The sequence below is a fragment of the Halobaculum roseum genome (assembly GCF_019880245.1).
Classification (GTDB): Archaea; Halobacteriota; Halobacteria; order Halobacteriales; family Haloferacaceae; genus Halobaculum; species Halobaculum roseum.
Genome location: NZ_CP082286.1, coordinates 2340102 through 2364005 on the forward strand (window position 1 = coordinate 2340102; position 23904 = coordinate 2364005).

Below are 23904 nucleotides of genomic sequence, written 5' to 3' on the forward strand. Positions count from 1 at the left end.
GCGATTGGCTCTCGATCGTGGACGGGTCCCGACTGTGGTGGGTGGCTGAGAACGCCTGAATCGTGTACGTGGTCCGTCGGTCGTAATCGACCCCCGACCGGCAGTCAGTCGGAGGCCCCGCCCGGTTCGGGGCCGTCGGCCTCGATGCCGCCGACCTCGGGCGCGTCGTCGTCGCCGCGGGCCTCCAGCAGCTTCCCGACGACGACGGCCGCGGCGTAGATCGCGACGGCGACGAGGACGATGACGCCGCCGGCGGTCGCCTCGCCGTAGTAGGAGAGGCCGATACCGAGCAGGACCGCCAGTTCGGCGAGCACGACGGAGATCAGCAGCGACCCGGTGAAGCTGCGCGACACCTGCGAGGCGCCCGCGACGGGGACGACGAGCATCGCCGCGACGAGGATGACCCCCATGATCTGCATCGCGCCGACGACGACCAGCGCGGTGAGCATCACCATCACGCGGTTGTACCAGGCGACGGGGATGCCCGACACCTCGGCGGCCGTCTCGTCGAAGGTGACGTACAGCAGTTGGTTGCGCGTGAGCGCGACCGTGGCGACGATGATGCCGAACAGCACCAGCAGGATCGCGGCGTTCTCCGCGGAGACCGTCGAGAGGTTCCCGAACAGGTACTGGTTGATGCCGACGGCCAGCCCGCCGGCGTTGAGGCTGATCAGCACCGTCCCGAGCGCGAACCCGGTCGAGAGGATGATCGCCATCGACACGTCGTTGTACGCGTCGGTCACCTCCGAGATCACCTCGATCAGCAGCGCGGCGATCACCGCGACGACCACGGCGGTGAGGTACGGGGAGACGCCGACGCTGAACACGCCGTTGAGGAACAGCCCGACGGCGACGCCCGCGAAGGCGGTGTGGGCGAGCGCGTCGCCGATGAGCGCGAGCTGACGGTGGACGAGGAAGGTGCCGATGAGCGGCGCCATCACGCCGATACACAGCCCGACGAGGATCGCGCGGTGCATGAATCCGTACTGGAGCAGCTCCACCCCCGTCGCGTCGCCGAGCGCGCCCAACAGGAGCGACCACAGGTCGAGGAGGGTGTAGATGGGCGCGAGCACCGGGTCGAGCGGGCTCCCCTCGGACTGGAGGATCGGCGCCGCGAGCGCGGAGACGGCGCCGGTCGAGAGTCCGGCGACCACCGTCATCGGTCGTCCCCGCCGAGGCCGACGGCGGTGCCGAACGCCCGCGCGAGCGCGTCGCTCTCGACGAACTCGTCGGTCGGGCCGTCGAAGTACACCTCGCGGTTCAAGCAGACCACGCGCTCGGCGTGGTCGACGACGGCGCCGAGGTCGTGCTCGATGAGGAGCACGGTGATCCCGTCGTCGTTGAGCGCCTCCAGGAGGTCGTAGAACGCCTCGACCGACTCGGCGTCGACGCCGACGGTCGGCTCGTCGAGCACGAGCAGATCCGCCTCGCTCGCGAGCGCGCGGGCGATGAAGGCGCGCTGGCGCTGTCCCCCGGAGAGCTTCGTGATCCGGCGGTCGGCGAAGTCGCTCATCCCGACGGTCGCGAGCGCCTCGTCGACGATCCGCCAGTCCTTGGCCGACAGCAGGCCGAAGCCGACGTGCGGGAACCGACCCATCTTCACCACCTCGCGGACGGTGATCGGCATCTCCTTGGCCGCGCTGGCGTGCTGGGAGACGTAGCCGACGCGCTCGCCGTCGTCGAAGCGGTGGGCCGGCTCGCCGAACAGGCGCGTCTCGCCCACGTCGGGACGCAGCAGGCCGAGCATGAGCTTCATCAGCGTCGACTTGCCCGAGCCGTTCGGGCCGACGACGGCGACGTACTCGCCCGCGGCGATGTCGAGGCTCACGTCCTCGACGACCGGCGTCGCGGTGTAGCCGAACGTCACGTCCGACAGGGAGATCACGTCGTCGTCAGTCGGCCGGGCAGCCCCGTTGTCCGCGGGGTCGGCGGCGGTCGTGGACTCGGCCGTCGCGTCGGCGCGGCTCATTCGAAGTTCCTCCACTCGTCGTTCCACCCGTCGTAGCCGGCGTCCTCGGGCGCCGTGTTGCCGAGGACGACCTCGAAGGTGGGCATGTTGATGTTGTACGCGATCTCCTCGTAGCCCCAGTCGTTTTCGACCCAGTCCTCGCGTACGCCCGCGTACGGGGTCACCGGGTAGTACGCCTCCACGTCGGTCTCGGCGATCAGCTGTTTCGCGGGCCGGCGCGTCTCGAAGACGCCGGCGCCGATGTAGCGGATGTCGTTCTCGTCGATGACGCGCTTGGCCTCGGTGATGTCCGACGGCTTCACGTCGCCGCTGGCGGCGAGGTTGACGACGAGGGGGCGCATCTGCACCCCGTAGCGGTCGGCGATGTACTGGAAGGCGTTGTGCGCGGCCAGCTGGACCACGTCGCGTTCGGCGGCCTCGAAGACCGCCTCGTAGTCGGCGTCGATCCGGTCCAGTACCTCAGTCTTGTACGTCTCGGCGTTGTCGCGGAGGGCGTCCTCGTGCTCGGGCGCGAGTTCGACGAGCCCCTCGGTGATGTTGTCGACGGCGATCTTCGCGCGCCGCGGGTCGAGCCAGAAGTGCGGGTCCCGCCCACGGCCCTCGCCGACGCCCTCCTCGTCGCGGTCGAGGGTGTCCGCGAGGGGAACGAGCTCGACGCCCTGGCGGACGTTGATCAGCTGCGTGTCCACGTCGTCGTCCTTCAGCGTCTGGATGGCGCGGTCGGCCCACGGCTGGAAGTCCTCCCCGACGTGGATGAACGCGTCGGCGTCGATGATGTCGCGCGTGACGCTCGCGTCCGGCTCCCACCCGTGGCCGTGCAGGCCGGTCGGGACGAGGTTCCGTACCGTGATCGGGGTGTCCGCGGCGATCTCTCGGGCGAAATCGTAGAAGCTGAAGAAGGAGGCGACCGCGACCGGGCCGTCGCTCCCGTCGTCGCCACCGGACCCGCCGCCGGCGTCGTCGTCGCTCCCGTCGCTCGTACCGCTTCCCACCGCACCGCCCAGACAGCCGGCCAGCCCCGCCGCGGCGAGGCCGCCCCCGCCCGCGAGGAACCGCCGTCTGGTCGTTCCCGGCGAACCCGCCGGGTCACGTGTGTCGGTCATACTCACCTGTACGAGGGTGAGCGAATGTTATAGTTGTTGCGACCGAAGCCAAAGATTAGACTAGTCTAATTCAGTGGCGGTCATGGGAGTGATCGCGACGAGTTTCCCGTATACGGTACTGAGAGCGGCGGCGGGTTCCGAGAGGGGCCCGGGGCCGGGGACCGCCCACGCGGATCGGGAAGGGGATCCATCGGGTCGGTGCGGGAGGGCTCTACCGGTCGAAGGGAGGGCTCCACCGGTCGAACTGGCGTTTGCGCGTCCTACGCGGGGGCGGATCCGTGGGATAGATTGATATGCATCCTGTGAAAACGGGGCGGGTATGAGCAAGATAACCTTCCGCGCCGATGCGGACCTCGTCGACCGCCTCGAGGGCCTCGAGGGGTCGAAAAGCGAGGTCATGCGGGAGGCGCTCCGTGAGTACCTCGACGCCACAGAGGAGCGGAGCGACGTCGAGACGCGAGAGCCGGTCGGAGGCGACGCCGGGACCGCCGGGTCGCTCGACGACGCGCTCGCGGCCCGCGTCGACGAGCTGGTCACGGCCCGACTCGACGAGGTGTTCGGGGGGCGGCGCCACGACAATGGGTTCTCCCATGGCGGCGCGCGCCCGTTCGGCGTCCCGGGGGCGGCCGCCGACCGCGTCCCGTCGGTCAACCTCACGGTGAACGTCGACGGCGCCGACACCGCAGTCGAGTCGTCGGCGGACGAGGTCCGGCCCGTGGACAACCCACAGCCCGCCGACCGGACCGCGGGCGGGGAGTCGCGTTCGGCGGGTTCGGCCGTCGGCGCGTCGGATACGGGCGAACGAAGCTGCGCGCAGTGTGGCGAGGGGGTGTCCGCCGAGCACGTATACTGCCCGAACTGCGGGGAAAAGGCGACCCGGCGCCTGTTCTGCGAGTGCGGCGACGAGCTCCGCTCCGACTGGGGGTTTTGCCCGGGATGTGGGCGTCGAACCCCGGCGGCCGACGTGCTCGACAGGACGTAAGACACATCGCCGGGTCGACCACGTCGGTCCTTCGGCGTAAGACATCGTGGCCGTATCGGTCATACAACCGCCGACATCTTTATATACAAACGGTATATTGGTAGTGGTGCGTAAGACGACCTGTCTTACAGGGGCGTCGGAGCGGGGAAACTCCGGCCGCCGATGTGAGGGTACGCGTGTGCGTGCCGTCGTCTTACCGGGGGAATGAACCAATGGAGCGTGTGACACTACGAATCCCGAAACAGCAGATCGAGGAGGTCGAACAGATGGTCGAGACGGGGGAGTTCCCGAATCGCAGCGAAGCGATTCGGTCCGCCGTCCGCGACATGCTCAACGAACAGGCCGACACGTCCGGCGAGCGCACGCGCGGCGAGCGCAGTAAGCGCAGCTGGGCCAAGGTGTAACGATGCAGGACATCGTTCAGGACGCGCTCGCGAACGCGGAAGCCGAGCAGCGCGACATGGAGGCGGCGGCCGGCGACGACGACGAGTTCGGGGAGCCCCGGATCGTCATCGTCGGCGCGGGCGGCGCCGGCAACAACACCATCAACCGGCTGTACAACATCGGCGTCGACGGCGCCGAGACGGTGGCGATCAACACCGACAAACAGCACCTCAAGATGATCGAGGCCGACACGAAGATCCTCGTCGGCAAGTCCCTCACGCAGGGCCTCGGTGCGGGCGGCGACCCCTCGATGGGCGAGCGCGCCACCGAGATGGCCCAGGGCACGATCAAGGAGGTGCTCGGCGACGCGGACCTCGTGTTCGTGACCGCCGGTATGGGCGGCGGGACGGGCACCGGCGCGGCGCCGGTCGTCTCGAAGATCGCCAAGGAGCAGGGCGCCATCGTCGTCGGCATGGTGTCGACGCCGTTCAACGTCGAGCGCGCCCGCACCGTCAAGGCCGAGGAGGGGCTCGAGAACCTCCGCAACGAGGCCGACTCGATCATCGTCCTCGACAACAACCGGCTCCTCGATTACGTCCCGAACCTGCCGATCGGGAAGGCGTTCTCGGTGATGGACCAGATCATCGCCGAGACGGTCAAGGGCATCTCCGAGACCATCACCCAGCCGTCCCTGATCAACCTGGACTACGCGGACATGTCCACGATCATGAACCAGGGCGGCGTCGCGGTGATGCTCGTCGGCGAGACCCAGGACAAGAACAAGACCCAGGAGGTGGTCAACGACGCGATGAACCACCCGCTTTTGGACGTGGACTACCGCGGCGCGTCGGGCGGGCTGGTCCACATCACCGGCGGCCCCGACCTCACGCTGAAGGAGGCCGAGGGCATCGCCGACAACATCACCGAGCGCCTGGAGGCGAGCGCGAACGTGATCTGGGGGGCGCGTATTCAGGAGGAGTACAAGGGCAAGGTCCGCGTCATGGCGATCATGACCGGCGTCCAGAGCGCGCAGGTGCTCGGGCCGAGCACGCAGAAGCAGGCCGACAAGTCGCGCGCGTCCATCGAGGGCGGGCCGGCCGACGACGTCGACTTCGACGCGAAGTCGAACGCCCAGAGCGCCCAGAACGGGCAGGAGGCCGCCTGGCAGTCCGACGGCGGCCGAGAGGAGTCCAGCGAGCGGAGCAACGGCCTCGACGTCATCCGCTGACGGCGACGTCGACGACGGGCCTCTCCGGGTGGGACCGAACGCGGCGGCGGCGAGACGAACAAAACGGGACGGCACACGGTCCGGTTCGGCGTGGGGTGCCTCCGTTCGGGCCGGCTTCGACGCGTCGCACTTTTCACGCGCTATCGACGGCGACCGAGGAGTCGTATTACAGTACTGAACCGGCTCACACGGCCGTTTACGGCGCCTCGATGGCGTCGATCAACTCGCACTTGCGACACACGTCCCGGGCGGTCTTCGACCCGCACCGCTCGCACGGCGAGAGGTCGGGGCCGTCGCCGTCGTCGTCGCGGTACTCGTCGGCGAGCACGCCCGACAGCTCCTCGTAGCCCGCCATGATCGAGTGGCGGACGCCCGGGTGTCGCTCCTCCATGTCGAGCAGAAGCTGTTGGATCTCCCCGCGGTAGGCCTCGCTGGCGTGCGGACACTCGGCCATGTGCGACGGGAGATCACGGAGATGGCAGTAGAGGGCGACCTCCTTCTCGGGCACGTCGCGCAGCGGCTTCGCGCGCGGGACGAAGTGCTCGCTCTCGCGGCGCTCGGGGAACGGGCCGATGGAGGCGTCGAAGTGCTTCGCCATCTGGGCGACATCGCCCTCGAGGAAGTTCATCAGCGCCGTCTGGGCCTCGTCGTCGAGGTTGTGGCCGGTGAGGAGCTTGTCGGCGCCCAGGTCCTCGGCGTACGTCTCCAGCAGGTCGCGCCGGAACACCCCGCAGTAGGCGCAGGCGGCCATGTTCTCGGGGTCGTCCTCGACCACGTCGTCCATGCGGACGCCCAGCTCGTCCTCGTAGCTCACCACCTCGTGGCGCATGTCGAGGTCCGCGGCGAGCTCCTCGCACGCCTCCAGCGACTCGTCGCGGTACCCCTCGATCCCCTCGTGGATGGAGAGCGCGACCAGCTCGATGCGGGGGTCCTCGGCGAACGTCTCGTCGAGCACCGTCGCGAGCACGACGCTGTCCTTCCCGCCCGAGAGGCCGATCACCCAGCGTTCGGGGTCCTCGGGGGTCGCGTCGTCGGGCAGCAGGTCGTCCTCGCGGACGCGCCGGCGGACGCGCCGCTCGACCGACTCCGAAAAGTGCGACTCACAGAGGTGTGCTCCCGAGTAGGCGGCGTGCATCACCGCGTCGGCGCCGCACCTGTCGCAGTCCATTACCGGCGGGTTGCGGCGGCGCGGGCATACCCGTTTCGCACGGACGCCGTTCGTGACTCGCACGCGCGGCCACCCGCTCGTCGCGGACGGACAGGCTCAACACGCGGCCCCGTTGACCCAGTGTATGACGCGACTCGACCGGCTTCGGGCGTGGCTGTTCCGCCTGGGGTTCTCCCACTACCCGTCGTACTGGATGACCGGGGCGACGGTCACGTCGCTCGCGCCGGACTTCTCCTCGGCGGAGGTGAAACTCCCGCTCACGTGGCGTACGCGCAACGGGATGGGGACGCTCTTCGGCGGCAGCATCTACGGCGCGGTCGACCCGGTGTACGTGGTCCTGCTCCAGCGCCGCCTCGGCGACGGCTTCACCGTCTGGGACAAGGCAGCCGAGATCCGATTTCGGAAGCCCGGGCGGTCGACGTTGACAGCGACGGTCGACGTGCCCGACGAGGAGGTCCGCGACATCCGCGAGTCGCTCGCGCCCGGGGAGTCCTGCGATCGCGTGTACGATGTGGAGTTGACCGACGACGAGGGGGTCGTCCACGCCGAGGTCGAGAAGACCGTCTACGTCCGCCGGGACGAGTGACACCCGGGGGAGGGGGGCGACCGGCCGCCGATAGCGGGTCGCGACGCGTAAGACGCTTGCCCGTCGCCCACCCAAGCCCCGTCATGGAGCGAGAGGCGGCCCTCGACCGCGTGGAGGCGATCATCGACGCCGTCGACGAGGGGCCGATGCCGGTGCCGGTGCGGGAGGTGTGGGTGTACGGCGACGTGGCGCTCGGCCTCGATCCGATCGACCGGCTGGACGTGTACGTGACGAAGGACCTGCTCATGCGCAGCGACGACGCCGACGCGGCCGCCGAGTTCGAACGCTCCCACGGCGTGAAGGGGGTCGGGAAGTCCGTCTCCGCGGAGTGGGCGCGCGAACATCCCGAGTTGCTCCGCGCGAACGACAACGGCTACGCCGCCCCCGAGAAGTGTCTCGCGGCCCAGTTGCTGCCGGACGACGAGCCGATCCACCTGGAGGTGTGCAACGCGCCGTTCGACAGGAACGTCAGACAGCGGCTGAAGGGCGCGCTCGACCGCGGGGCGTACGAACAGGTGCTCGACCCCCGCGGCGTGCAGTTGTACGGCGAGGGGAAGCGGGCGACCGAGACGATGGGGAAGCTCCGGAACGGGGAGCTCCCGTTCCCGACGCTGTCGGGGGCGCTGGAGATGCTCGGCGTCGACGAGGCGGAGGCCGCCGAGATCGCCGACGCGGTCGCGGCCTACCGCGACCGGCAGGAGGGCGCGACCGTCCGCGGCGACGTGGTGTGAGGAGTTACTGATCCGAGTCGTCCGTATCTGACTCCTTTCTGGCGTTTCCGCCGCTCTTGCTCAGCGACTCCATTTTCAATTGTTTCTCGCCGTCCTCTTCGACGACCGCGTCGGAGTCGTCGAGTGAGCGTTTCTCCTTTTCGTACGTCTCTCCTTCGTCGCTACTCATTGTCCTCGTGTTGTCGCTCCAGAGTCAAATACTCTTCCTGCTCTACGTACTCAATGAGACCGATAAGTCCGAGAACGAGCAAAAATGTGAGAACAAGGTTCGATTGCGTCGAGAGATCAACCACTACTCCCGTGATCCCCGCGGACACGAGGGTCATCGAACAGAGGAAACTCAACAGCGACCGACGAAACCGACGCGAGTTTGCATTGACAACTCGCCGATTGTTTTGAATACTGTTACTGTATCCGTCTAACAGCCGATCTCTGTATTCCTGACCGTCTACTTGATACTTAGACATGAACCGGCCGAGTTCGACTGTGGGGCCGAACTCGAATACACTCCCGAGGTAGGTGATCACGCTGTATCCAAGCGACAGGAGTAACGTCCCGAGCCCGACTGCGAGTACAATCAGTGGAACTGGACCCGAATCAGACACTCGGATACCATCCACCGAGATCAAAACCGAGAAAGCTGTCAGAAATCCACCCAAGAGTATCGGGATTATGCGCATGATCCGGGCCGCTTTCTCATCGATCCCGTTCAGCGTCTCGATTTGTGTTTCGACCATCGACTCATAGCGGTTGAGTACATCTGTCTCCGGATCGAAGTCGTCCCTCTCGCCCATTCCTGGGTGACTACTGGCTCGTCATCCCGTTTCAAATCCCGGAACGATCACACGTGGCCGACGGTCACGTCGAACGGCACCCACTCGACGCGCTCGTACTCGCGGTCGGCCGCCTGCCCCGCGGCGGTTCGACCCATCTCGCGCCACTCCCTGCGGAGCGCGTCGTAGCCGTCGTCGTCGAGTTCCCGCCGGAGTTCGGCCTCGTGGTCGGCGATGCCGTCGCCGCTGGCCTTGCGCGCGATGCCGCGGAGGTCCGCCTCGGAGTACGGCGGCTCGACGCGCTTCTCGTGGCGGTAGCGTCGCGAGTCGACGTCGGAGAGGCCGGCGTCGGCGAACAGCTCGCGCACGCGGTCGCCCATCGCCACGTCGGTCTCGACGCCGGCGATGTACGCCTCGCGGACGCGGGCCTCCAGCCCCGCCTCGGAGCAGACGGTCGATTCGACGGCCACGTCGGCGTTGTCGGGCTCGACGGCCGCGACGAGGTCCGCGGAGACGCGGGCGAACTCCCGCACCGCCGCGGCGGGGTCGGGGAGGTTGATCAGCAGCGCCTGACAGACCACGAGGTCGAAGGCGTCGTTCGGGAACGGGAGGCGGGTCGCGTCGCCGGCGCAGTAGGCGATGTCGCGGTCGGTTCGGGTGTCGGGGTCGACGCGCGCTTCCTCGGCGTCGCGGGCGGCCGCGAGCAGGTCCGTGTCCGCGTCGACGCCGACAACTGTCGCGTCGGGCGCCTCTTCGGCGAGCACGCGCGTGAGTTCGCCGGTGCCGCAGCCCACGTCGAGGACTCGCGAGCGGGTGGGGAGCGCGAGCGGGGAGAGGGCCTCGCGCGACTCCCACATCCCGCGGCGCGTGCGTTCGAGGTAGTCTGCGGTGAAGCGGCGCATCGAGCGGTCGTCGGGTTCGTGGTCGGCTCGGGGTGATAAGGTGATGGATCCGATCGAGCCGTCACAGCCGGTCTGCCCGAGCAACATACGATGAGGAAAGCCCCCGGCGCTGTCGATGGCTGCGACTCGTTGCGCTCCTCACCTCGGTCGCTTCGCTCCCACGGCTGCGGTGCTTACGTCGTCTCGCCTATCGACAGCGCCGGCCCCTTTCATTCCCACCACACCACCACACCGTACCGCAGCCACCTCCTCCCCAGCCGATTCACTCGGTCGCTCGCGCTCCCTCGTTCCTCCCTCGCGCGAGGCGACCGCGCACTACTCGAGACCTCCGGTCTCGTGAGGTCACACTCGCTTCACTCGCGTGACCGGGGCGCGGTCTGACGCGCGCCAACCGCGGTTACGTACACACCGTGCATATGGCTCCGACGCTCGGCTTGTCCGACCAACGGGTGGGAATGGAAGGGGCCGCGACTCTGCGCGAAGGTGGACGACGCAAGCACCGGAACCGAGGAGCGAACGAAGTGAGCGATCGAGGTGAGGAGCGCAGCGAGTCCCCCGAGCGCAGAGTCGCGGGGGCTTCCGGACAGTTCTCCCGGGGCGGATCGGTTCCGTCTCCGGTCCGGTTCGAGACGGGCCCCGATGCGCTTCAAGAACGGTACCGGCTCTCGCCTCGGATCAGACCGACTCCGCCAGATCGTACAGGTCGCCGTACTTCGTCGTCACGTAGTCGACGAAGTAGTCGGCGGTGAAGTCCTCGCCGGTGGCCTCACGCACCAGCTCGTTCGTCTCGTAGCGGGAGCCGTGCTCGTGGATGTTCTCACGGAGCCACTCCTGGAGGGCCTCGAAGTCGCCCTCGCGGACCGTCCCGTAGATGTTCCCGATGTCGTCCTCGGCGGCGTTGAACAGCTGGCTCGCCATCACCGAGCCGAGCGAGTACGTCGGGAAGTAACCGAAGTTGCCGTGGCTCCAGTGGATGTCCTGGAGACAGCCGTTCGCGTCGGTCTCCGGGCGGATGCCGAGGTACTCCTCGTACTTGTCGTTCCAGACCTCCGGCACGTCCTCGACCGCCAGGTCCCCGGAGATGAGGGCCTTCTCGATCTCGAAGCGGATGACGATGTGGAGGTGGTAGGTGAGTTCGTCGGCCTCGACGCGGATGAGGTTGTCCTCGTACACCTGGTTGGCCGACTCGTACGCCTCGCGCGCGGACGCGTCGGTGTCGAAGCGATCCGCGAACTTCGGCGTCACCAGCTCCCAGAACGCCGGCGAGCGGCCGACGTGGTTCTCCCACAGCCGCGACTGGCTCTCGTGGACCGACAGGTCGCGCGACTCGCCCCGCGGCGTGCCGAAGTGCTCCTCGGGCAGCCCGAGGTTGTAGAACGCGTGGCCGAACTCGTGGACCGTCGCCATCAGGCCGCCCAGCGGGTCCGTCTCGTCGTACCGCGTCGTGACCCGGCAGTCGTACACGTTCCCTGAGGTGAACGGGTGCGAGGAGACGTCCAGTCGGCCGCGGTCCCAGTCGTAGCCGAGCGTCGAGAGCACGTCCCGCGAGAGGTCCTCCTGGGCGTCGGCGGGGAACTCCCCGTCGAAGGCGTCGGTGGTCACGGCCGCGTCGCTCGCGCGGATCTCGTCGATCATCGGGACGAGCGTGTCCTTCAGCGTCTCGAGGATGTCCTCGGCCTGCGAGAGGGGGAGACACGGCTCGTAGTCCTCGAACAGCACCTCGTAGGCGTCGCGGTCGGGGTCGATGTGCTCGGCGTACTCGCGCTTCAGCTCCACCAACTTCTCCAGGTACGGCGCGAACTGCTCGAAGTCGTCCTCGGCCCGAGCCTGCTCCCACGCGCCCAGCGCCTCCGTCGAGGTCTCGGAGATCTCCTCGACGAGCTCGGTCGGGACCGCGTCGGCGCGCTCGAACTCACGGCGGGCCTCGCGCAGGAGGGCCTGCTGGTCGTCGTCCAGGTCCATCGACTCGGCCTCCTCGAGCAGTTCCTCGGTCCGGTCGTCGGTGAGCAGTTCGTGGCTCAGCGACGACAGCACCGACAGCTGCTGTGATCGCGCGGGCGTACCGCCCTCGGGCATCATCACCTGCTGGTCCCAGCCGAGGACGCCGGCGGCGCCCTGCACGCCGTTGATCCGTTCGAATCGCTCCACCAGTTCGGCGTACGCGTCCGCCGGCTCTGCCTCGCTCCCGTGTGCGTCGGTAGCCATCGCGCAAACGTTGCCGCCGGTCGCTTTTCAACTATCCGTTCGGCGAACCCGGGCGTCCGTGGCTCACGCGAACGCGTCCGCGGTCTCCGCGACGCCCCGATAGATCCGGTAACAGCGGTCGAGCACCGCCCACGAGACGCTCTCGGTGTCGGTGTGCGCCTCGCCGGACTCGGCGGCGCCGCAGATCACGCAGGCGGTGCCGGCGTCCGCCAGCCAGCCGGCGTCGGTCGCGTGCGGCTTCACGACGTGCTCGGGCGCTCCCGATTGGGCGTCGCGGGCGGCCGAGAGCACGGCGTCGGCGAAGTCGTCGTCCGAGCAGGCCATCGGCGGGAGGTCCTGCTCGACGGTCCACTCCACGCCCTCGATCGACTCGGCACGCTCCAGGGGGGCGCGCTCGCCGGGGACGGTCCGCTCGTCGACGGTCACCTCGCACTCGTCGGGGACGACGTTCCACGCGGTTCCGCCGTCGATCTCGGTGACTGCGACGCTCCCGCGCACACGCTCGCCCATGACGGTCGTCTCGGGGAAGTCCAGTTCGCGGACCACGTCGACGGCGTCGCAGGCGCGGTAGACGGCGTTGACGCCCTCATCGGGGATGCTCGCGTGCGCGCTCTCGCCGGAGGCGACGAGCGTGCTCGCGCGCCGGCCCTTGTGCGCGACGACCACGTCGGTGACGCCCTCGCCCGAGTAGTTCGTCGACCCCTCCCCGACGACGGCGAACTTCGGGGCGAAGCCGTCCTCGATGGCCGCGCGGGCGCCGACGCCGCCCAGTTCCTCGCCGACGAAGGAGGCGAAGCACAGCTCCACCTCGTCGGGGTCGGCGTCGCGCACGGCGCACATCGCGGCGGCGACGGCGCCCTTCATGTCGGCGCTGCCGCGGCCGTACAGCCGGCCGTCGCGCTCGTCGAGCACGTATCGCTCCTCGCCGTCGTCGCCGACGGTCGTCTGCGACTCCGCCGGCGGCACCACGTCGTGGTGGCCGACGAGCGCGACCGTGGGCGCGTCGGGGTCGCCCGTGCGGGCGAAGACGTTGCCGTGGTCGTCGCGCTCGACGGCGGCGTCGGTCTCCGCGCGCAGCCACGACTCGACGGCGTCGCCGGCGGCGGTCGCGTCCTCGTGGCTCGGGATCGACACCAGTTCGCGCGTGAGCGCCCGGAGGCCGTCGGTGCTCGGGGTGGTCGAACCGCCGTCGGGAGCGGCGGTCGTGTCGCGGTCGGCGTCGGCGTCGCGGTCGCTCATATCCGACCGGGCGGGCGGCGCGGGGATAACTCCGGCGTCGCGGCCGGCGGCGACGCCGGCTGTGCGGAACCGACGGTGCGGAAACGCTGGCACGGAACCGGCGGCGACCTGCCGCCCGACGGTCGCCGGCCCGGACGGTCGACCGCGTGCAAGCAGTCTTAAACGGCTCGCGGCCGCACGACCGATATGAACGTCGTGCCGGACACGAGCGCGGTCATCGACGGCCGCGTGTCGGAGCGCGTCGCGGACGGGGACTACCAGGGAGCGACCGTGTTCGTCCCGGAGGCCGTCGTCGGCGAGTTAGAGGCCCAGGCCAACGCCGGCCGCGACACCGGCTGGGACGGCCTCGCCGAGCTCCAGCGCATCGCCGAGCTCGCGGACGAGGGGGAGATCACCGCCGAGTTCGTCGGCCGTCGGCCGACCGTCGCCGAACAGGAGGGCGCCGGCGAGGGCGACATCGACGCCCTGATCCGCGAGCTCGCGGTCGAACACGACGCCGTGTTGCTCACCTCCGACTTCGTGCAGGCGGAGGCGGGGAAGGCAACGGGGCTCGACGTGGAGTACGTCGAGGCGGTCCCGCGGGGCGTCACCGAGGACGACGGGCTCGATATCGAGCGCTTCTTCACCGACGACACGATGTCGGTCCACCTCAAGACGGGCACCCACCCGAAGGCGAAGCGCGGCGACATCACCGACCTCCGCTACGTCCACATCGACGACGTCGACGGTCCCAGCGACGAGGAGCAGATGGCCGCGTGGGCCGACGAGATCGAGGCGACCGCCCGGACGTCGAGGCAGGGATTCATCGAGTTGTCCGAGCCCGGAATGACGATCGTCCAGTACCGCAACTACCGGATCGCGGTCGCTCGCCCGCCGTTCTCGGACGCCATCGAGATCACGGCGGTCCGGCCGATCGCGAAGACGACGCTCGACGACTACGAGTTCGCCGACGAGCTGCGCGACCGCTTCACCGAGCGCCAGCGCGGCGTGCTCATCGCGGGGGCGCCCGGAGCCGGGAAGTCCACGTTCGCGCAGGCGGTCGCGGAGTTCCTCAACGACAACGACTACGCGGTGAAGACGATGGAGAAGCCGCGCGACCTGCAGGTGAGCGACGAGATCACCCAGTACACCGCCCTCGGGGGCGACATGGCCAGCACCGCGGACTCGCTGTTGCTCGTCCGGCCGGACTACACCATCTACGACGAGGTGCGCAAGACCCACGACTTCGAGGTGTTCGCGGACATGCGTCTCGCGGGCGTCGGGATGGTCGGCGTCACCCACGCGACGCGCGCCATCGACGCGCTCCAGCGGCTCGTCGGCCGCGTCGAGCTGGGGATGATCCCGCAGGTCGTCGACACCGTCGTGTTCATCGAGGCCGGCGCCGTCGACACCGTCTACGACGTGACGACGCAGGTCAAGGTGCCCGAGGGGCTCACCGCCGAGGACCTCTCTCGCCCGGTGATACAGGTCGTCGACTTCGAGACCGGAACCCCGGAGTACGAGATCTACACCTTCAACAACCAGGTCGTCACGGTGCCGCTCGACGGCGCCGACGGCGGGGACGGCGAGACGGGCGTCGGCCGCATCGCCAAACAGGAGATCGAACGCGAGATCCGGTCGGTCGCGCGCGGTCACGTCGACGTGGAGCTGCAGGGCCAGAACAACGCCGTCGTCTACGTCGAGGAGGACGACATCAGCTACGTGATCGGCAAGGGCGGCGGCCGGATCACCGACATCGAGAACCGCCTCGGCATCGACATCGACGTGCGCACCCACGCCGACCGACCGGGGAGCGCGGGCGACGGCTCCGGGAACGGCGCCGCGGGCGCCGGCGGTCCGGCATCGACGCCGAAGCCGCAGGGCGAGGTCGTCCAGCCGGAGATCACGAGCCGCCACGTCGTGATCCGGATGGACGAGCACGTCGGCGAGACGGTCGAGGTGCGCGCGGACGACGAGTACCTGTTCACGGCGACCGTCGGCCGCGGCGGCGACATCCAGGTCTCGCGGGGGAGCGCCATCGCCGAGGAACTGGAGGACGCCATCGACCGCAAGCGGACGATCACCGTCGTCCCCGCCTGAGCCGGCGACTCGACGACCGTGTGGGAGTGGCGTACACCGGGGTCGCGTCGACCCGCACGCCGTCGGACCCCGGAGTTTCGCGGGACGGCGCGCGGCGGCGGTCACCGCACGCGCCGTGTGGTCCCGGCCTCCGACTTCAACGTTCGCAGCCGCTGCTCGGGGGAAGTGGCTCCGAAAGAACGGCGTTTGGGTCGGCGAGTCCGTCGACCCGAGGTTACTCAGCGCAGCAGGCCTCGCGCCCCCCGTCGGCCTCGGCCTTCTGGGGGGCATCGAGCTGATAGAGGTTCTGTCGGGCGTCGGCGAAGTAGACGTCCTCGTCGACGATGCCGATGTTTTCGAGCCGTTCGAGTGCGTAGCGGACGGTCCGCGCCGACAGCATCGACTCCTCGACGATGCCTTTCTGCGTCAGCGGTCCGTTGTACTCCAGTACCTTGAACACGAGCTTCGCGCTGGGAGGGAGATCGTCGAGGGACTCCTCGTCGGTTCCGGTCATCGTTACGAATCGAAACACCGCGTCCTGATAAAGGTTCACCGAACACTGTTCGGTGTCCGCGCTCGGCCATCGTCCAAGCGAACCCCTTTTGTCGCCGGCTGGCGGACCTACGCCCATGGCTACGGAAACAGCTTCGGGGCTCTCCGACCACCTACGCGGGGTGACCGTCACCACCGTCGCGTGTCTGGCGGGGATCGCCGCGGCGCTCGTCTCCGCCTCCCTCCCGTTCCTCGGGGTCGGCGTCGACGCCGCGACGAACCGGCTCGCCCTTCTGGTGGTCGCGGCCGCGGTCTTCATACAGATACCGCTGTTGAAGCTCCTCGGGGTGGAGGTCGAGGACTTCGGCATCAAGGACAACCTGTACGTGGCGTTCATGACCTTCACGCTGTGGTTCATCTCCTACGGCGTCATCCTCTCGGCGAACCTCCAATAGATGGCCGACGACAGCATCGCGGTCGTCGATCTCGATCGATGCCAGCCCGACAGGTGCAACTACGAGTGTGCGAACTTCTGTCCGCCCAACCGCACCGGCAAGGACTGCATCGTCGAGCGCGGCGACCACTACGCCGAGGACGAGCCGTACGACGGCGGCCCCGACCAGGTGTGGATCTCCGAGGAGATCTGCCTGGGCGAGACGTGCGGGATCTGCGTCGAGAAGTGTCCGTTCGACGCCATCGAGATCATCAACCTCCCGTCGGAGCTGGAGAACGACCCGGTCCACCGCTACGGCGACAACGCGTTCGGGCTGTACGGCCTCCCGGTGCCCGAGCCCGGCACGGTGACGGGCATCCTCGGGCCCAACGGGATCGGGAAGTCGACGGCGGTGAAGATGCTCTCGGGCGAGCTGATCCCGAACCTCGGTAACCACGCCGAGGAAGCGAACTGGGACGCCGTTTTAGAGCGGTTCAAGGGGACTGAGCTGCAGAACTACATCGAGCGCGTCATCGACGGCGAGGTCAGCGTGGCCCGCAAGCCGCAGTACGTCGACCAGATCCCCAAGCAGTTCGACGGCAACACCCGGGAGCTGCTGGAGCGCACCGACGAGCGCGACGCCCTCGACTCGCTGGTCGAGCGCCTCTCGATCGGGCCGGTGATGGACCAGGACATCGACTCCATCTCCGGCGGCGAGCTCCAGCGCGTCGCGCTGGCGGCGACGCTCGCGCGCGACGCGGACTTCTACTTCCTCGACGAGATCACGCCGTATCTGGACATCGGCCAGCGGATGACCGCCGCGCGGCTCATCCGCGAACTCGCCGACGATGGCGACCGCTCGATGATGGTCGTCGAGCACGACCTCGCCATCCTCGACCTGCTGGCGGACACGCTCCACGTCACCTACGGTGAACCCGGCGCCTACGGTGTCGTCACGGACCCGAAGTCCACCCGAAACGGCATCAACGAGTACCTGAAGGGGTACCTCGACAACGAGAACATGCGGATCCGGCCGAACACGATCACCTTCGACGAGCACGCGCCCCGGGAGATCACGCGCTCGCAGGTGCTGTTCGAGTACCCCGACCTGTCGAAGTCCTACGGCGAGGGGGAGTTCTCGCTGGAGGTCGACGGCGGCGCCGTCCACGAGTCGGAGGTGCTGGGCATCGTCGGCCCCAACGGGATCGGGAAGTCGACGATGGCGAAGCTGTTCGCCGGGCAGCTCGAACCCGACGAGGGCGATCTCGACTTCCGGCTCGACATCGCCTACAAGCCGCAGTACATCGAGATCGACCAGCCGATGCGCGTCGACGCGTTCCTCTCGTCGATAGCCGACGACTTCGGCTCCTCCTACTGGGACACCGAGATCGCCCGGCCGCTCCAGCTCAACCCGATCATGGAGCAGAACCTCACCGACCTCTCGGGCGGGGAACGCCAGCGCGTCGCCATCGCGGCGTGTCTCTCGGAGGACGCCGACCTGTACCTGCTGGACGAGCCGTCGGCGCACCTCGACGTGGAGCAGCGCGTGCAGGCGACGACCGCGATCCGCCGGTACGCCGAGAACCACGACGCGACGGTGATGGTCATCGACCACGACATCTACATGATCGACCTGCTGGCCGACCGCCTGATGGTGTTCGACGGCGAGCCGGCCGTGCACGGCCACGCGACGCAACCGCAGCAGATGCGCTCGGGGATGAACGACTTCCTCGGCGACCTCGACATCACGTTCCGCCGCGACGAGCGGACGGGGCGCCCGCGGATCAACAAGCCCGGTTCGCAGCTCGACCGCGAGCAGAAGCGCGAAGGCGAGTACTACTACTCCGGGTAGATCGTTCGGCCGTTCCCCGTCGATTCGGTCGGCGCGTATATGCCGCTCTCGATTTCGCTACCGCCACCTCGACAGCGACTGCGACGATCGTGACTGGGGACGGTGACTGCGATGACCGTGAAAGCCCCCGCGGGTCTCTCCCTCCCCACCAGCCTGCGCGCGCTCGCTTCGCTTGCGTCGGGCGCGCCGACAGCCGACCACCCGCAGAGCGTGCACACCGTGCGAACGGCCAGATCGCTCGGCGCGTCCATCCCTCGGGTGGGACTGAAAGGGGCTGACCGGCTCACGAGCCGGTCAGGGGCTTTCGCGGACAGCGGACCGTCGATATCGACAAACAGTGTTCGAGACGACGAGAACGACAGGTACGACCGAAACGACCCGCTCTAGTCCCGCTTGTACTCCTTGCGGTACCCCTTGAACTCCGAGCGGTGAGCCTCCTCCTCGGAGAGGATCGTCACCGCGAGGTCCTCGGTGACGGGGTCGTCGGCCGCCTCCGCCGCGTCGATGAGGTCGCGGTACGTCGCGATCGCGTCCTCCTCGGCGTCGATGACGCCCTCGATCACCGACAGCACGTTCGTCGAGTCCTCCGGCGGCTGCAGCGAGTGCTGGTTCGCGGTGAACTCCGCCGACCCCGGCGGTCGGGCATCGAGCTGCTTCAGTCGGTTGCCGAGCTGCTCGGCGTGGGTGAGCTCCTCCTGGATGTCGGCCTGGAGGCTCTCTTTGATCTCCTCGGCGCGGACGCCGTCGAGGACGATGGCGTTCGTCTGGTAGTTCATCACCGTCTCCATCTCGTCGCCGTACGCCTTGCGTAGCAGGTCGATGACTTCCCGGGACATGACGGCTCGATGTCGTCGCCCCGCGGACATATACCTGTCCGCCGGAACGGAACCGTCGGAACGGGAGATCGAACGAGGACGCCGGGATAGGGGCGTGGAGGCGGAGTGGAAGCGGGAAGACGAGGTGGCGGAGTGGAGGCGGTGAGGAGGGATGGAAGCGGAGGGGCGGGGTGGGGGAGTACCGTCGGCGGAGCGGCTACAGGTACTCGCGAGCGCAGGTGCCACAGAGGTGCTCCTCCTTCACGTCGACCTCCCGAACCGTCGGGGAGAAGGACATCACGCACTTGCTGTTGTCGCAGTGCTCCAGGCCGAGGGTGTGGCCGATCTCGTGGACGATCTCCTTGCGGACGCGGTCGGCGAACACCTCGCTGGAGGGCTTGGAGGTGACGCCGCCGTCCGAGGAGGTCTGCAGGCGGTAGGTGGAGACGACCGAGCCGTTGCCGTTGAGATACGCGAGCCCGAAGACGTAGTTACGCCGCCGGTAGTACAGGTCCTGCGGGGTGATACCGATGTTCTTCTCGCCGTTGCCGGTACGCGAGACGAGCTCGATGAACTGCTCGGCCCGGTACTGGTTGCGGCTGCGATCGTACGCGCCCTCGGGGATCGACTGCTCGTCGTGAACCGTCACGTCGCAGTCGTACACCGAGCGGAGGCCCGCCGACGCCTCGCGCTTCACCTGCGCGGAGACGTCCCCGATGGGCACGATGTCGACATGCATGCACGTGTTTATGACGGGTGCGAACATAAGTTACCCGACCGTGTCAGACGATCGTCGGGCCGCGGTCCGTCGGAAACTCGCCGGATTCGGACGGCTCTGTGAGGTCGGAATCGGCGTGCGCCACGAGGTGGCCGCGGGCCTCGCGGACGACGGCCGCGCGGTGACCGCGACGGACGTGGTCGATCGCGACCCACCGGAGGGTGTCGAGTTCGTCCGTGACGATATCGTCGCCGCCGGGGATCGCGCGGCCGACGGTTCGGGTGCCGACCGGTCCGATCCGGGCGACGCCCTCGGAGACCACTACCGCGTCGACTGCGTGTACGCGCTCAACTGCCCGCCGGAGTTGCACCGCCCGCTCGTCCGCGTCGCCGCCGCGGTCGACGCCGCCTGCTGTTTCACGACGCTCGGCGGCGACCCGCCCGCGGTCGACGCGACGCCGCTGGCGCTGCCCGGCGGCGACACCCTCCACGTCGCCCGCGACCCCGGGGGCGTCCTCCTCGGGTGAGGCACGCGCCGCGGAGTCGGGACACCGCACCGCCCGGCGGAGGCGACCCACCGCGCTGCCCGTCCCCGGCGTCCCACGCCGCCCGGAGTCGCAACGCCCATACGCGGCCCACCCCCTTCCGTCGGTATGCGAGTCGACACGGTCGTGTTGGACGTGGACGGCGTGCTCGTCGACGTGGCCGATTCCTACCGCCGTGCGGTCGTCGAGAGCGTCGAACGGCTGTACGGCGACACCCTCGCCCGCCCGGACCTCCAGGCGTTCAAGGACGCCGGCGGGTTCAACAACGACTGGGAACTCAGCGATGCCGTCGCGCTGTACGTGCTCGCACGCGAGCGCGGCCTCGACGCCGACGTGGACGCGTTCACCGACGCCGTCGCCGCCAACGGAACCGGGCTCGACGGCGCCCGCGCCGCCGTCCGCGACGTCCTCGGCGACGACGAGGCGGACGCGATCGAGGCCGAGTGGGACCCCGAGCGCATCCGGGAGACGTTCCAGGCGCTGTATCTCGGCGCCGAGCTGTACCGCGACATCGAGGGCGACGCGCCGCCGTTCGAGGCGCCGGGGTTCATCCACGACGAGCCGGTACTCGTGACCGAGGCGACCGTCGACGCGTTGACAGAGCGCTACCCGGTGTGCGTCCTCACCGGCCGCCCCGCCGCGGAGGCGGACATCGCACTCGACCGTGTCGGCCTCGACGTGGCCGACGACCGCCGCTTCACTATGGACGACTGGGAGGAAGGCAAACCCCACCCTCGGGCGCTCGTGACGCTCGCCGAGCGCACCGACGCCGATCGGGTGGCGTTCGTCGGCGACACGCTCGACGACGTGCGCACCGCCGTCAACGCCGACGCCGCGGACGACTCGACCGCCTACTACGGGATCGGCGTCCTGACGGGCGGACTCACCGGCGAGGAGGGCCGCGCGAAGTACGCCGACGCCGGCGCCAGCGCGGTGATCGAGAGCGTGAACGACCTGCCGGACCTGTTGGAGTGACCGGGTCGTGAGCGAGGGCGACGGCACGGAGCGGCGGGGCAACACGGACGAGGGAGACGGAAACGACCCGCGGGGCGGCAGCGATCGGCGAGACGGCCGCGACCGCCGGTCGTCTCCGTCCCGCCGGACCCGGGTCGCCCGGATCGTTCAGTTTCTCACCTTCGTCGCGCTGCTCGACCTGTTGGCGCTCGGGCTGGCGACCCAGTTCGTTCCGCCGGACCGGCTGACGCTGGCGATCACGGTCGGCCCGATGCTGGTCGTCTCGCCGGTGCTGGCGTACTGGTTCGTCTACAAGCGCGGCGGCGCCGGCGGGCGCTAGCCTACCGCGGCAGGGAGTACCGAATCAGCCATCGAGCGACAGCAGACGCGTCCGTCCCCCGGGGTCGAACACCGACGGGTCGCCGCCGGCGGCGCGCGCCCGGTCGCGCAGCGCCCGCGCCAGCGACACGGCCTCCGCGCGCTCGTCGTCCGACCGGAACGCCAGCCGGACGTCCTCGCTGCGACCCTCGACGCGGAGGTGCAGCGAGAAGCCGGTCGGCCGCGCGAACGGCGCGAGTCCGGTCAGGTCGCCGTAGCGGATCCGCACCGTTTCCGGGTCGTGGACCGCCTCCGTTCGGGAGACCGCGTGTGGGTCGTACAGTCCCATAGCCTCCGGTAGATCGCCGAAGAGGCCGTTCGCGGCGCCGGCGACCAGTCGGATGAGGCGACCGTGGCGCGTCGGCGCGAGCAGGAGTTCGTCGTCGCCGAGGAACGCCCGCCCCGGGCGGGCGCGCTCCTCGGGGGTCGGGCGGAGGAGGACGTCGACGGCGTCGGGACCGGCCATGGGGTCGGATCCGGGCCCCACCGTATCAACGCGTCGCCGGCGACATCGCTTCCGGCGCCGGCGCCGGACGCGGCGGCCCTCCCGGTACCGTCAGCCCTGTCCGGTCACGCAACGCTTACTCCCGGCCCGCCCGCAGGTCCGTCCATGCGAATCGCGCTACTCGGCGGCACCGGCGACATCGGCGAGGGGCTCGCCGTGCGCTGGGGCCGCGACACGGACCACGAACTGCTCGTCGGCTCCCGGGACCCCGAGAAGGCCCGCGCGGCCGCCGAGAGCTACGCCGGAACGGTCGCCGACGCCGGCGGCGACGCGACGGTGAAGGGATTCGACAACGCGATGGCGGCCGACCGCGCCGACGTGGTCGTGCTCGCGGTGCCGCCGTACCACGTCGCCGACACGGTCGAGGCGGTCGAGTCGACCCTCGACGCTGACGACGTGGTCGTCACGCCGGCCGCGGGGATGAAACGCGAGGACGACGGCTTCCACTACCACCCGCCGAGCGCGGGCAGCGTCACCGCGCTCGTCCGCGACGCGGTCCCCGACGAGGTGCCGGTCGTCGGCGCGTTCCACAACCTCGCGGCCGGCCGGCTCGCGGACCTCTCGCAGGAGTTGGGGATCGACACGCTGGTCGTCGCGGACGACGACGACGCGGCGGCGACGGTGTCGCGGCTGGCCGAGGAGATCGAGGGGCTGCGCGCCCTGTCGGCCGGCGGACTCTCGAACGCCGCCGAGGTGGAGTCGCTCACGCCGCTGCTCATCAACGTCGCGACGAACAACGACGACCTGCACGACCTGGGCGTGCGGTTCGACTGACCGTCGCGCGCGGGCCGGCCGGCGCGCGACGGCTGTCCGTCGTCTCGTTACTCGCCGTCCGCGTCGGCGACCTTCACCACCTGTTTGCCGACGTTCTCGCCCTCGAACAGCCCGAGGAACGCCTCCGGCGCGTTCTCCAGTCCCTCCGTGACCGTCTCGCGGTACTGGAGGTCGCCGCCGGCGACGAGTTCGCCGAGGTGTTCGGTCGCCTCGCGGAACCGCGGCGCGAAGTCGCGCACGAGCAGCCCCTCGACGCGGGCGCGGGTCTCGACGAGTTTCGAGAGCTTCCGTGGCCCGGTGGGCAGCTCCTCGGCGTTGTAGAGGGCGATCTGCCCGCAGATCGCGACGCGGGCGTCGACGTTCAGCCGTCCCCACACCGCGTCCGTGACGGGGCCGCCGACGTTGTCGTAGTACACGTCGACGCCGTCGGCGACCTCGTCGAGGCGGTTGCCCACGTCCTCTTGCTTGTAGTTGATCGCGGCCGTGAAGCCCAGCTCCTCCGTGAGCCAGTCGCACTTCTCGTCGGAGCCGGCGATCCCGACGACGTTCGACCCCTGCAGTTCGCCCAGTTGGCCGACGACCGATCCGACCGCGCCGGCGGCGCCGGAGACGACCATCCAGTCGTCGGCCTTCGGCTCGGCGACCTCGCGGGCGCCGAAGTAGGCGGTGCGGCCGGGCATCCCGAGCACGCCGAGGGCGGTGGAGACGGGGAGGCCGCCGGTGTCGACGGGCGTGAGATCCGACCCGTCTGCGGTCGCGTACTCGGCCCACGGGAACTCGCCGACGACGGTGTCGCCGGGCTCGAAGCCGGCGCCGTTGGACTCGACGACCTCGCAGACGGCGCCGCCGCGGAGCGGGTCGTCCACCGCCCACGGCTGGGCGTACGACTCGCCGGCGCGCATCCGGTCGCGCATGTACGGGTCGACCGAGAGGTACAGCACGCGCACGAGCGCCTCGCCCGGGCCCGGCTCGGGGCGGTCGACCTCGCGCAGGTCGAAGGTATCCGCGCTCGGTACGCCCTCGGGTCGCTTCGCGAGGTGGAAGCGCCTGTTGTCGGACATGGACCGTGTGAGGGCCCCGCGTCGTGTAACCGTTCGGGAACGGGCGACGA

Annotated in this window: 26 protein-coding genes; 12 read left to right on the plus strand and 14 right to left on the minus strand. The window is 69.3% G+C overall.

What is annotated here, in order from left to right; genetic code table 11:
• Window positions 1-104 precede the first annotated feature (104 nt).
• From K6T36_RS11830 to K6T36_RS11840, 3 genes are read right to left on the minus strand one after another with little or no spacing between them, the layout of a single operon-like run.
• Window positions 105-1160, minus strand: coding sequence for a metal ABC transporter permease (locus K6T36_RS11830; protein ID WP_222921466.1), 1056 nt, complete (start codon window positions 1158-1160; stop codon window positions 105-107).
• Window positions 1157-1969: a metal ABC transporter ATP-binding protein gene (locus tag K6T36_RS11835; RefSeq protein WP_222921467.1), complete on the minus strand. Its 813-nt coding sequence runs from the start codon at window positions 1967-1969 to the stop codon at window positions 1157-1159. Before K6T36_RS11835 ends, K6T36_RS11830 begins: the two co-directional genes overlap by 4 nt.
• Window positions 1966-3072, minus strand: a complete 1107-nt coding sequence (locus K6T36_RS11840) for a metal ABC transporter substrate-binding protein (protein WP_222921468.1) — start codon at window positions 3070-3072, stop codon at window positions 1966-1968. The genes K6T36_RS11835 and K6T36_RS11840 overlap by 4 nt, the downstream gene beginning before the upstream one ends.
• 319 nt (window positions 3073-3391) lie before the next feature.
• Between K6T36_RS11840 and K6T36_RS11845 the strand changes: the two genes are divergently transcribed.
• From K6T36_RS11845 to ftsZ, 3 genes are all read left to right on the plus strand, one after another.
• Window positions 3392-4054: a CopG family transcriptional regulator gene (locus tag K6T36_RS11845; RefSeq protein WP_222921469.1), complete on the plus strand. Its 663-nt coding sequence runs from the start codon at window positions 3392-3394 to the stop codon at window positions 4052-4054.
• A gap of 212 nt (window positions 4055-4266) precedes the next feature.
• A complete protein-coding gene (locus tag K6T36_RS11850; protein WP_073306558.1) occupies window positions 4267-4458 on the plus strand; it encodes a ribbon-helix-helix domain-containing protein in 192 nt (63 codons plus the stop codon).
• Window positions 4459-4460: 2 nt separating this feature from the next.
• Window positions 4461-5666: a cell division protein FtsZ gene (gene ftsZ, locus K6T36_RS11855; RefSeq protein WP_222606764.1), complete on the plus strand. Its 1206-nt coding sequence runs from the start codon at window positions 4461-4463 to the stop codon at window positions 5664-5666.
• 196 nt (window positions 5667-5862) lie between these two features.
• Here the strand turns inward: ftsZ and ncsA are convergent, their stop codons facing one another.
• Complete coding sequence (gene ncsA, locus K6T36_RS11860) at window positions 5863-6834, minus strand: tRNA 2-thiolation protein NcsA (protein WP_222921470.1); 972 nt, start codon at window positions 6832-6834, stop codon at window positions 5863-5865.
• A 124-nt stretch (window positions 6835-6958) separates the two neighbouring features.
• Between ncsA and K6T36_RS11865 the strand changes: the two genes are divergently transcribed.
• Window positions 6959-7420, plus strand: coding sequence for a DUF4442 domain-containing protein (locus K6T36_RS11865; RefSeq protein ID WP_222606766.1), 462 nt, complete (start codon window positions 6959-6961; stop codon window positions 7418-7420).
• 83 nt (window positions 7421-7503) lie between these two features.
• A complete protein-coding gene (locus K6T36_RS11870; RefSeq protein ID WP_222921471.1) occupies window positions 7504-8151 on the plus strand; it encodes a DUF7095 family protein in 648 nt (215 codons plus the stop codon).
• Window positions 8152-8155: 4 nt separating this feature from the next.
• Here K6T36_RS11870 and K6T36_RS11875 read toward each other — a convergent pair whose 3' ends face one another.
• The 5 genes from K6T36_RS11875 to K6T36_RS11895 form a co-directional block, all read right to left on the minus strand.
• Window positions 8156-8320, minus strand: coding sequence for a hypothetical protein (locus tag K6T36_RS11875; protein ID WP_222606768.1), 165 nt, complete (start codon window positions 8318-8320; stop codon window positions 8156-8158).
• Window positions 8313-8945 carry a hypothetical protein gene (locus tag K6T36_RS11880; RefSeq protein WP_222921472.1) on the minus strand — a complete coding sequence of 211 codons (633 nt, stop codon included), beginning with the start codon at window positions 8943-8945 and terminating at the stop codon, window positions 8313-8315. The genes K6T36_RS11875 and K6T36_RS11880 overlap by 8 nt, the downstream gene beginning before the upstream one ends.
• Before the next feature lie 47 nt (window positions 8946-8992).
• Window positions 8993-9826, minus strand: coding sequence for a class I SAM-dependent methyltransferase (locus K6T36_RS11885; protein WP_222923447.1), 834 nt, complete (start codon window positions 9824-9826; stop codon window positions 8993-8995).
• Window positions 9827-10501: 675 nt separating this feature from the next.
• A complete protein-coding gene (locus K6T36_RS11890; RefSeq protein ID WP_222921473.1) occupies window positions 10502-12031 on the minus strand; it encodes a carboxypeptidase M32 in 1530 nt (509 codons plus the stop codon).
• A 63-nt stretch (window positions 12032-12094) separates the two neighbouring features.
• A complete protein-coding gene (locus tag K6T36_RS11895) occupies window positions 12095-13270 on the minus strand; it encodes a M20 family metallopeptidase (RefSeq protein ID WP_222921474.1) in 1176 nt (391 codons plus the stop codon).
• A gap of 186 nt (window positions 13271-13456) precedes the next feature.
• Here K6T36_RS11895 and K6T36_RS11900 point away from each other — a divergent pair, with 186 nt between their 5' ends.
• On the plus strand, window positions 13457-15349 hold the full coding sequence (locus K6T36_RS11900; protein ID WP_222921475.1) for a PINc/VapC family ATPase: 1893 nt from the start codon (window positions 13457-13459) through the stop codon (window positions 15347-15349).
• A 214-nt stretch (window positions 15350-15563) separates the two neighbouring features.
• On the opposite strand, the gene K6T36_RS11905 is transcribed toward K6T36_RS11900, so the two are convergent.
• Entirely contained in the window at window positions 15564-15842 is a 279-nt protein-coding gene (locus tag K6T36_RS11905; RefSeq protein ID WP_222606774.1) for a MarR family transcriptional regulator, read from the minus strand.
• A 115-nt stretch (window positions 15843-15957) separates the two neighbouring features.
• Here K6T36_RS11905 and K6T36_RS11910 point away from each other — a divergent pair, with 115 nt between their 5' ends.
• Both K6T36_RS11910 and K6T36_RS11915 read left to right on the plus strand, forming a co-directional pair.
• Window positions 15958-16275: an EMC6-like membrane protein gene (locus K6T36_RS11910; protein WP_222606775.1), complete on the plus strand. Its 318-nt coding sequence runs from the start codon at window positions 15958-15960 to the stop codon at window positions 16273-16275.
• A complete protein-coding gene (locus K6T36_RS11915; RefSeq protein ID WP_222921476.1) occupies window positions 16276-18105 on the plus strand; it encodes a ribosome biogenesis/translation initiation ATPase RLI in 1830 nt (609 codons plus the stop codon).
• 383 nt (window positions 18106-18488) lie between these two features.
• Here the strand turns inward: K6T36_RS11915 and K6T36_RS11920 are convergent, their stop codons facing one another.
• Together K6T36_RS11920 and K6T36_RS11925 are read right to left on the minus strand one after the other, a co-directional pair.
• Window positions 18489-18941 carry a ferritin-like domain-containing protein gene (locus tag K6T36_RS11920; RefSeq protein WP_222921477.1) on the minus strand — a complete coding sequence of 151 codons (453 nt, stop codon included), beginning with the start codon at window positions 18939-18941 and terminating at the stop codon, window positions 18489-18491.
• A gap of 196 nt (window positions 18942-19137) precedes the next feature.
• Entirely contained in the window at window positions 19138-19659 is a 522-nt protein-coding gene (locus K6T36_RS11925) for an archaemetzincin family Zn-dependent metalloprotease (protein WP_222606778.1), read from the minus strand.
• 40 nt (window positions 19660-19699) lie between these two features.
• Here K6T36_RS11925 and K6T36_RS11930 point away from each other — a divergent pair, with 40 nt between their 5' ends.
• The 3 genes from K6T36_RS11930 (at window position 19700) to K6T36_RS11940 (ending at window position 21476) form a co-directional block, all read left to right on the plus strand.
• Window positions 19700-20164: a UPF0146 family protein gene (locus tag K6T36_RS11930; protein WP_225935118.1), complete on the plus strand. Its 465-nt coding sequence runs from the start codon at window positions 19700-19702 to the stop codon at window positions 20162-20164.
• A 126-nt stretch (window positions 20165-20290) separates the two neighbouring features.
• On the plus strand, window positions 20291-21157 hold the full coding sequence (locus K6T36_RS11935; RefSeq protein WP_222921479.1) for a TIGR01548 family HAD-type hydrolase: 867 nt from the start codon (window positions 20291-20293) through the stop codon (window positions 21155-21157).
• 7 nt (window positions 21158-21164) lie between these two features.
• Window positions 21165-21476 carry a DUF7534 family protein gene (locus K6T36_RS11940; RefSeq protein WP_222921480.1) on the plus strand — a complete coding sequence of 104 codons (312 nt, stop codon included), beginning with the start codon at window positions 21165-21167 and terminating at the stop codon, window positions 21474-21476.
• Window positions 21477-21500: 24 nt separating this feature from the next.
• Here the strand turns inward: K6T36_RS11940 and K6T36_RS11945 are convergent, their stop codons facing one another.
• Complete coding sequence (locus tag K6T36_RS11945; RefSeq protein WP_222921481.1) at window positions 21501-21980, minus strand: hypothetical protein; 480 nt, start codon at window positions 21978-21980, stop codon at window positions 21501-21503.
• Window positions 21981-22124: 144 nt separating this feature from the next.
• Here K6T36_RS11945 and npdG point away from each other — a divergent pair, with 144 nt between their 5' ends.
• On the plus strand, window positions 22125-22793 hold the full coding sequence (gene npdG / locus K6T36_RS11950) for an NADPH-dependent F420 reductase (RefSeq protein ID WP_222921482.1): 669 nt from the start codon (window positions 22125-22127) through the stop codon (window positions 22791-22793).
• Window positions 22794-22840: 47 nt separating this feature from the next.
• Here the strand turns inward: npdG and K6T36_RS11955 are convergent, their stop codons facing one another.
• A complete protein-coding gene (locus tag K6T36_RS11955) occupies window positions 22841-23854 on the minus strand; it encodes an NADP-dependent oxidoreductase (protein ID WP_222921483.1) in 1014 nt (337 codons plus the stop codon).
• Between the last annotated feature and the right edge of the window lie 50 nt (window positions 23855-23904).

Bases quoted from the DNA above. Each gene is read 5' to 3' on its own strand.
- K6T36_RS11865 (WP_222606766.1), top strand. From the start codon at position 6,959: ATGACGCGACTCGACCGGCTTCGGGCGTGGCTGTTCCGCCTGGGGTTC.
- K6T36_RS11880 (WP_222921472.1), bottom strand. From the start codon at position 8,945: ATGGGCGAGAGGGACGACTTCGATCCGGAGACAGATGTACTCAACCGC.
- K6T36_RS11835 (WP_222921467.1), bottom strand. From the start codon at position 1,969: ATGAGCCGCGCCGACGCGACGGCCGAGTCCACGACCGCCGCCGACCCC.
- K6T36_RS11920 (WP_222921477.1), bottom strand. From the start codon at position 18,941: ATGTCCCGGGAAGTCATCGACCTGCTACGCAAGGCGTACGGCGACGAG.
- K6T36_RS11915 (WP_222921476.1), top strand. From the start codon at position 16,276: ATGGCCGACGACAGCATCGCGGTCGTCGATCTCGATCGATGCCAGCCC.
- K6T36_RS11905 (WP_222606774.1), bottom strand. From the start codon at position 15,842: ATGACCGGAACCGACGAGGAGTCCCTCGACGATCTCCCTCCCAGCGCG.
- K6T36_RS11830 (WP_222921466.1), bottom strand. From the start codon at position 1,160: ATGACGGTGGTCGCCGGACTCTCGACCGGCGCCGTCTCCGCGCTCGCG.
- K6T36_RS11885 (WP_222923447.1), bottom strand. From the start codon at position 9,826: ATGCGCCGCTTCACCGCAGACTACCTCGAACGCACGCGCCGCGGGATG.
- ncsA (WP_222921470.1), bottom strand. From the start codon at position 6,834: ATGGACTGCGACAGGTGCGGCGCCGACGCGGTGATGCACGCCGCCTAC.
- K6T36_RS11850 (WP_073306558.1), top strand. From the start codon at position 4,267: ATGGAGCGTGTGACACTACGAATCCCGAAACAGCAGATCGAGGAGGTC.
- K6T36_RS11925 (WP_222606778.1), bottom strand. From the start codon at position 19,659: ATGCATGTCGACATCGTGCCCATCGGGGACGTCTCCGCGCAGGTGAAG.
- K6T36_RS11890 (WP_222921473.1), bottom strand. From the start codon at position 12,031: ATGGCTACCGACGCACACGGGAGCGAGGCAGAGCCGGCGGACGCGTAC.
- K6T36_RS11895 (WP_222921474.1), bottom strand. From the start codon at position 13,270: ATGAGCGACCGCGACGCCGACGCCGACCGCGACACGACCGCCGCTCCC.
- K6T36_RS11955 (WP_222921483.1), bottom strand. From the start codon at position 23,854: ATGTCCGACAACAGGCGCTTCCACCTCGCGAAGCGACCCGAGGGCGTA.
- K6T36_RS11935 (WP_222921479.1), top strand. From the start codon at position 20,291: ATGCGAGTCGACACGGTCGTGTTGGACGTGGACGGCGTGCTCGTCGAC.
- npdG (WP_222921482.1), top strand. From the start codon at position 22,125: ATGCGAATCGCGCTACTCGGCGGCACCGGCGACATCGGCGAGGGGCTC.
- K6T36_RS11910 (WP_222606775.1), top strand. From the start codon at position 15,958: ATGGCTACGGAAACAGCTTCGGGGCTCTCCGACCACCTACGCGGGGTG.
- K6T36_RS11875 (WP_222606768.1), bottom strand. From the start codon at position 8,320: ATGAGTAGCGACGAAGGAGAGACGTACGAAAAGGAGAAACGCTCACTC.
- K6T36_RS11945 (WP_222921481.1), bottom strand. From the start codon at position 21,980: ATGGCCGGTCCCGACGCCGTCGACGTCCTCCTCCGCCCGACCCCCGAG.
- K6T36_RS11845 (WP_222921469.1), top strand. From the start codon at position 3,392: ATGAGCAAGATAACCTTCCGCGCCGATGCGGACCTCGTCGACCGCCTC.
- K6T36_RS11900 (WP_222921475.1), top strand. From the start codon at position 13,457: ATGAACGTCGTGCCGGACACGAGCGCGGTCATCGACGGCCGCGTGTCG.
- K6T36_RS11840 (WP_222921468.1), bottom strand. From the start codon at position 3,072: ATGACCGACACACGTGACCCGGCGGGTTCGCCGGGAACGACCAGACGG.
- K6T36_RS11870 (WP_222921471.1), top strand. From the start codon at position 7,504: ATGGAGCGAGAGGCGGCCCTCGACCGCGTGGAGGCGATCATCGACGCC.
- ftsZ (WP_222606764.1), top strand. From the start codon at position 4,461: ATGCAGGACATCGTTCAGGACGCGCTCGCGAACGCGGAAGCCGAGCAG.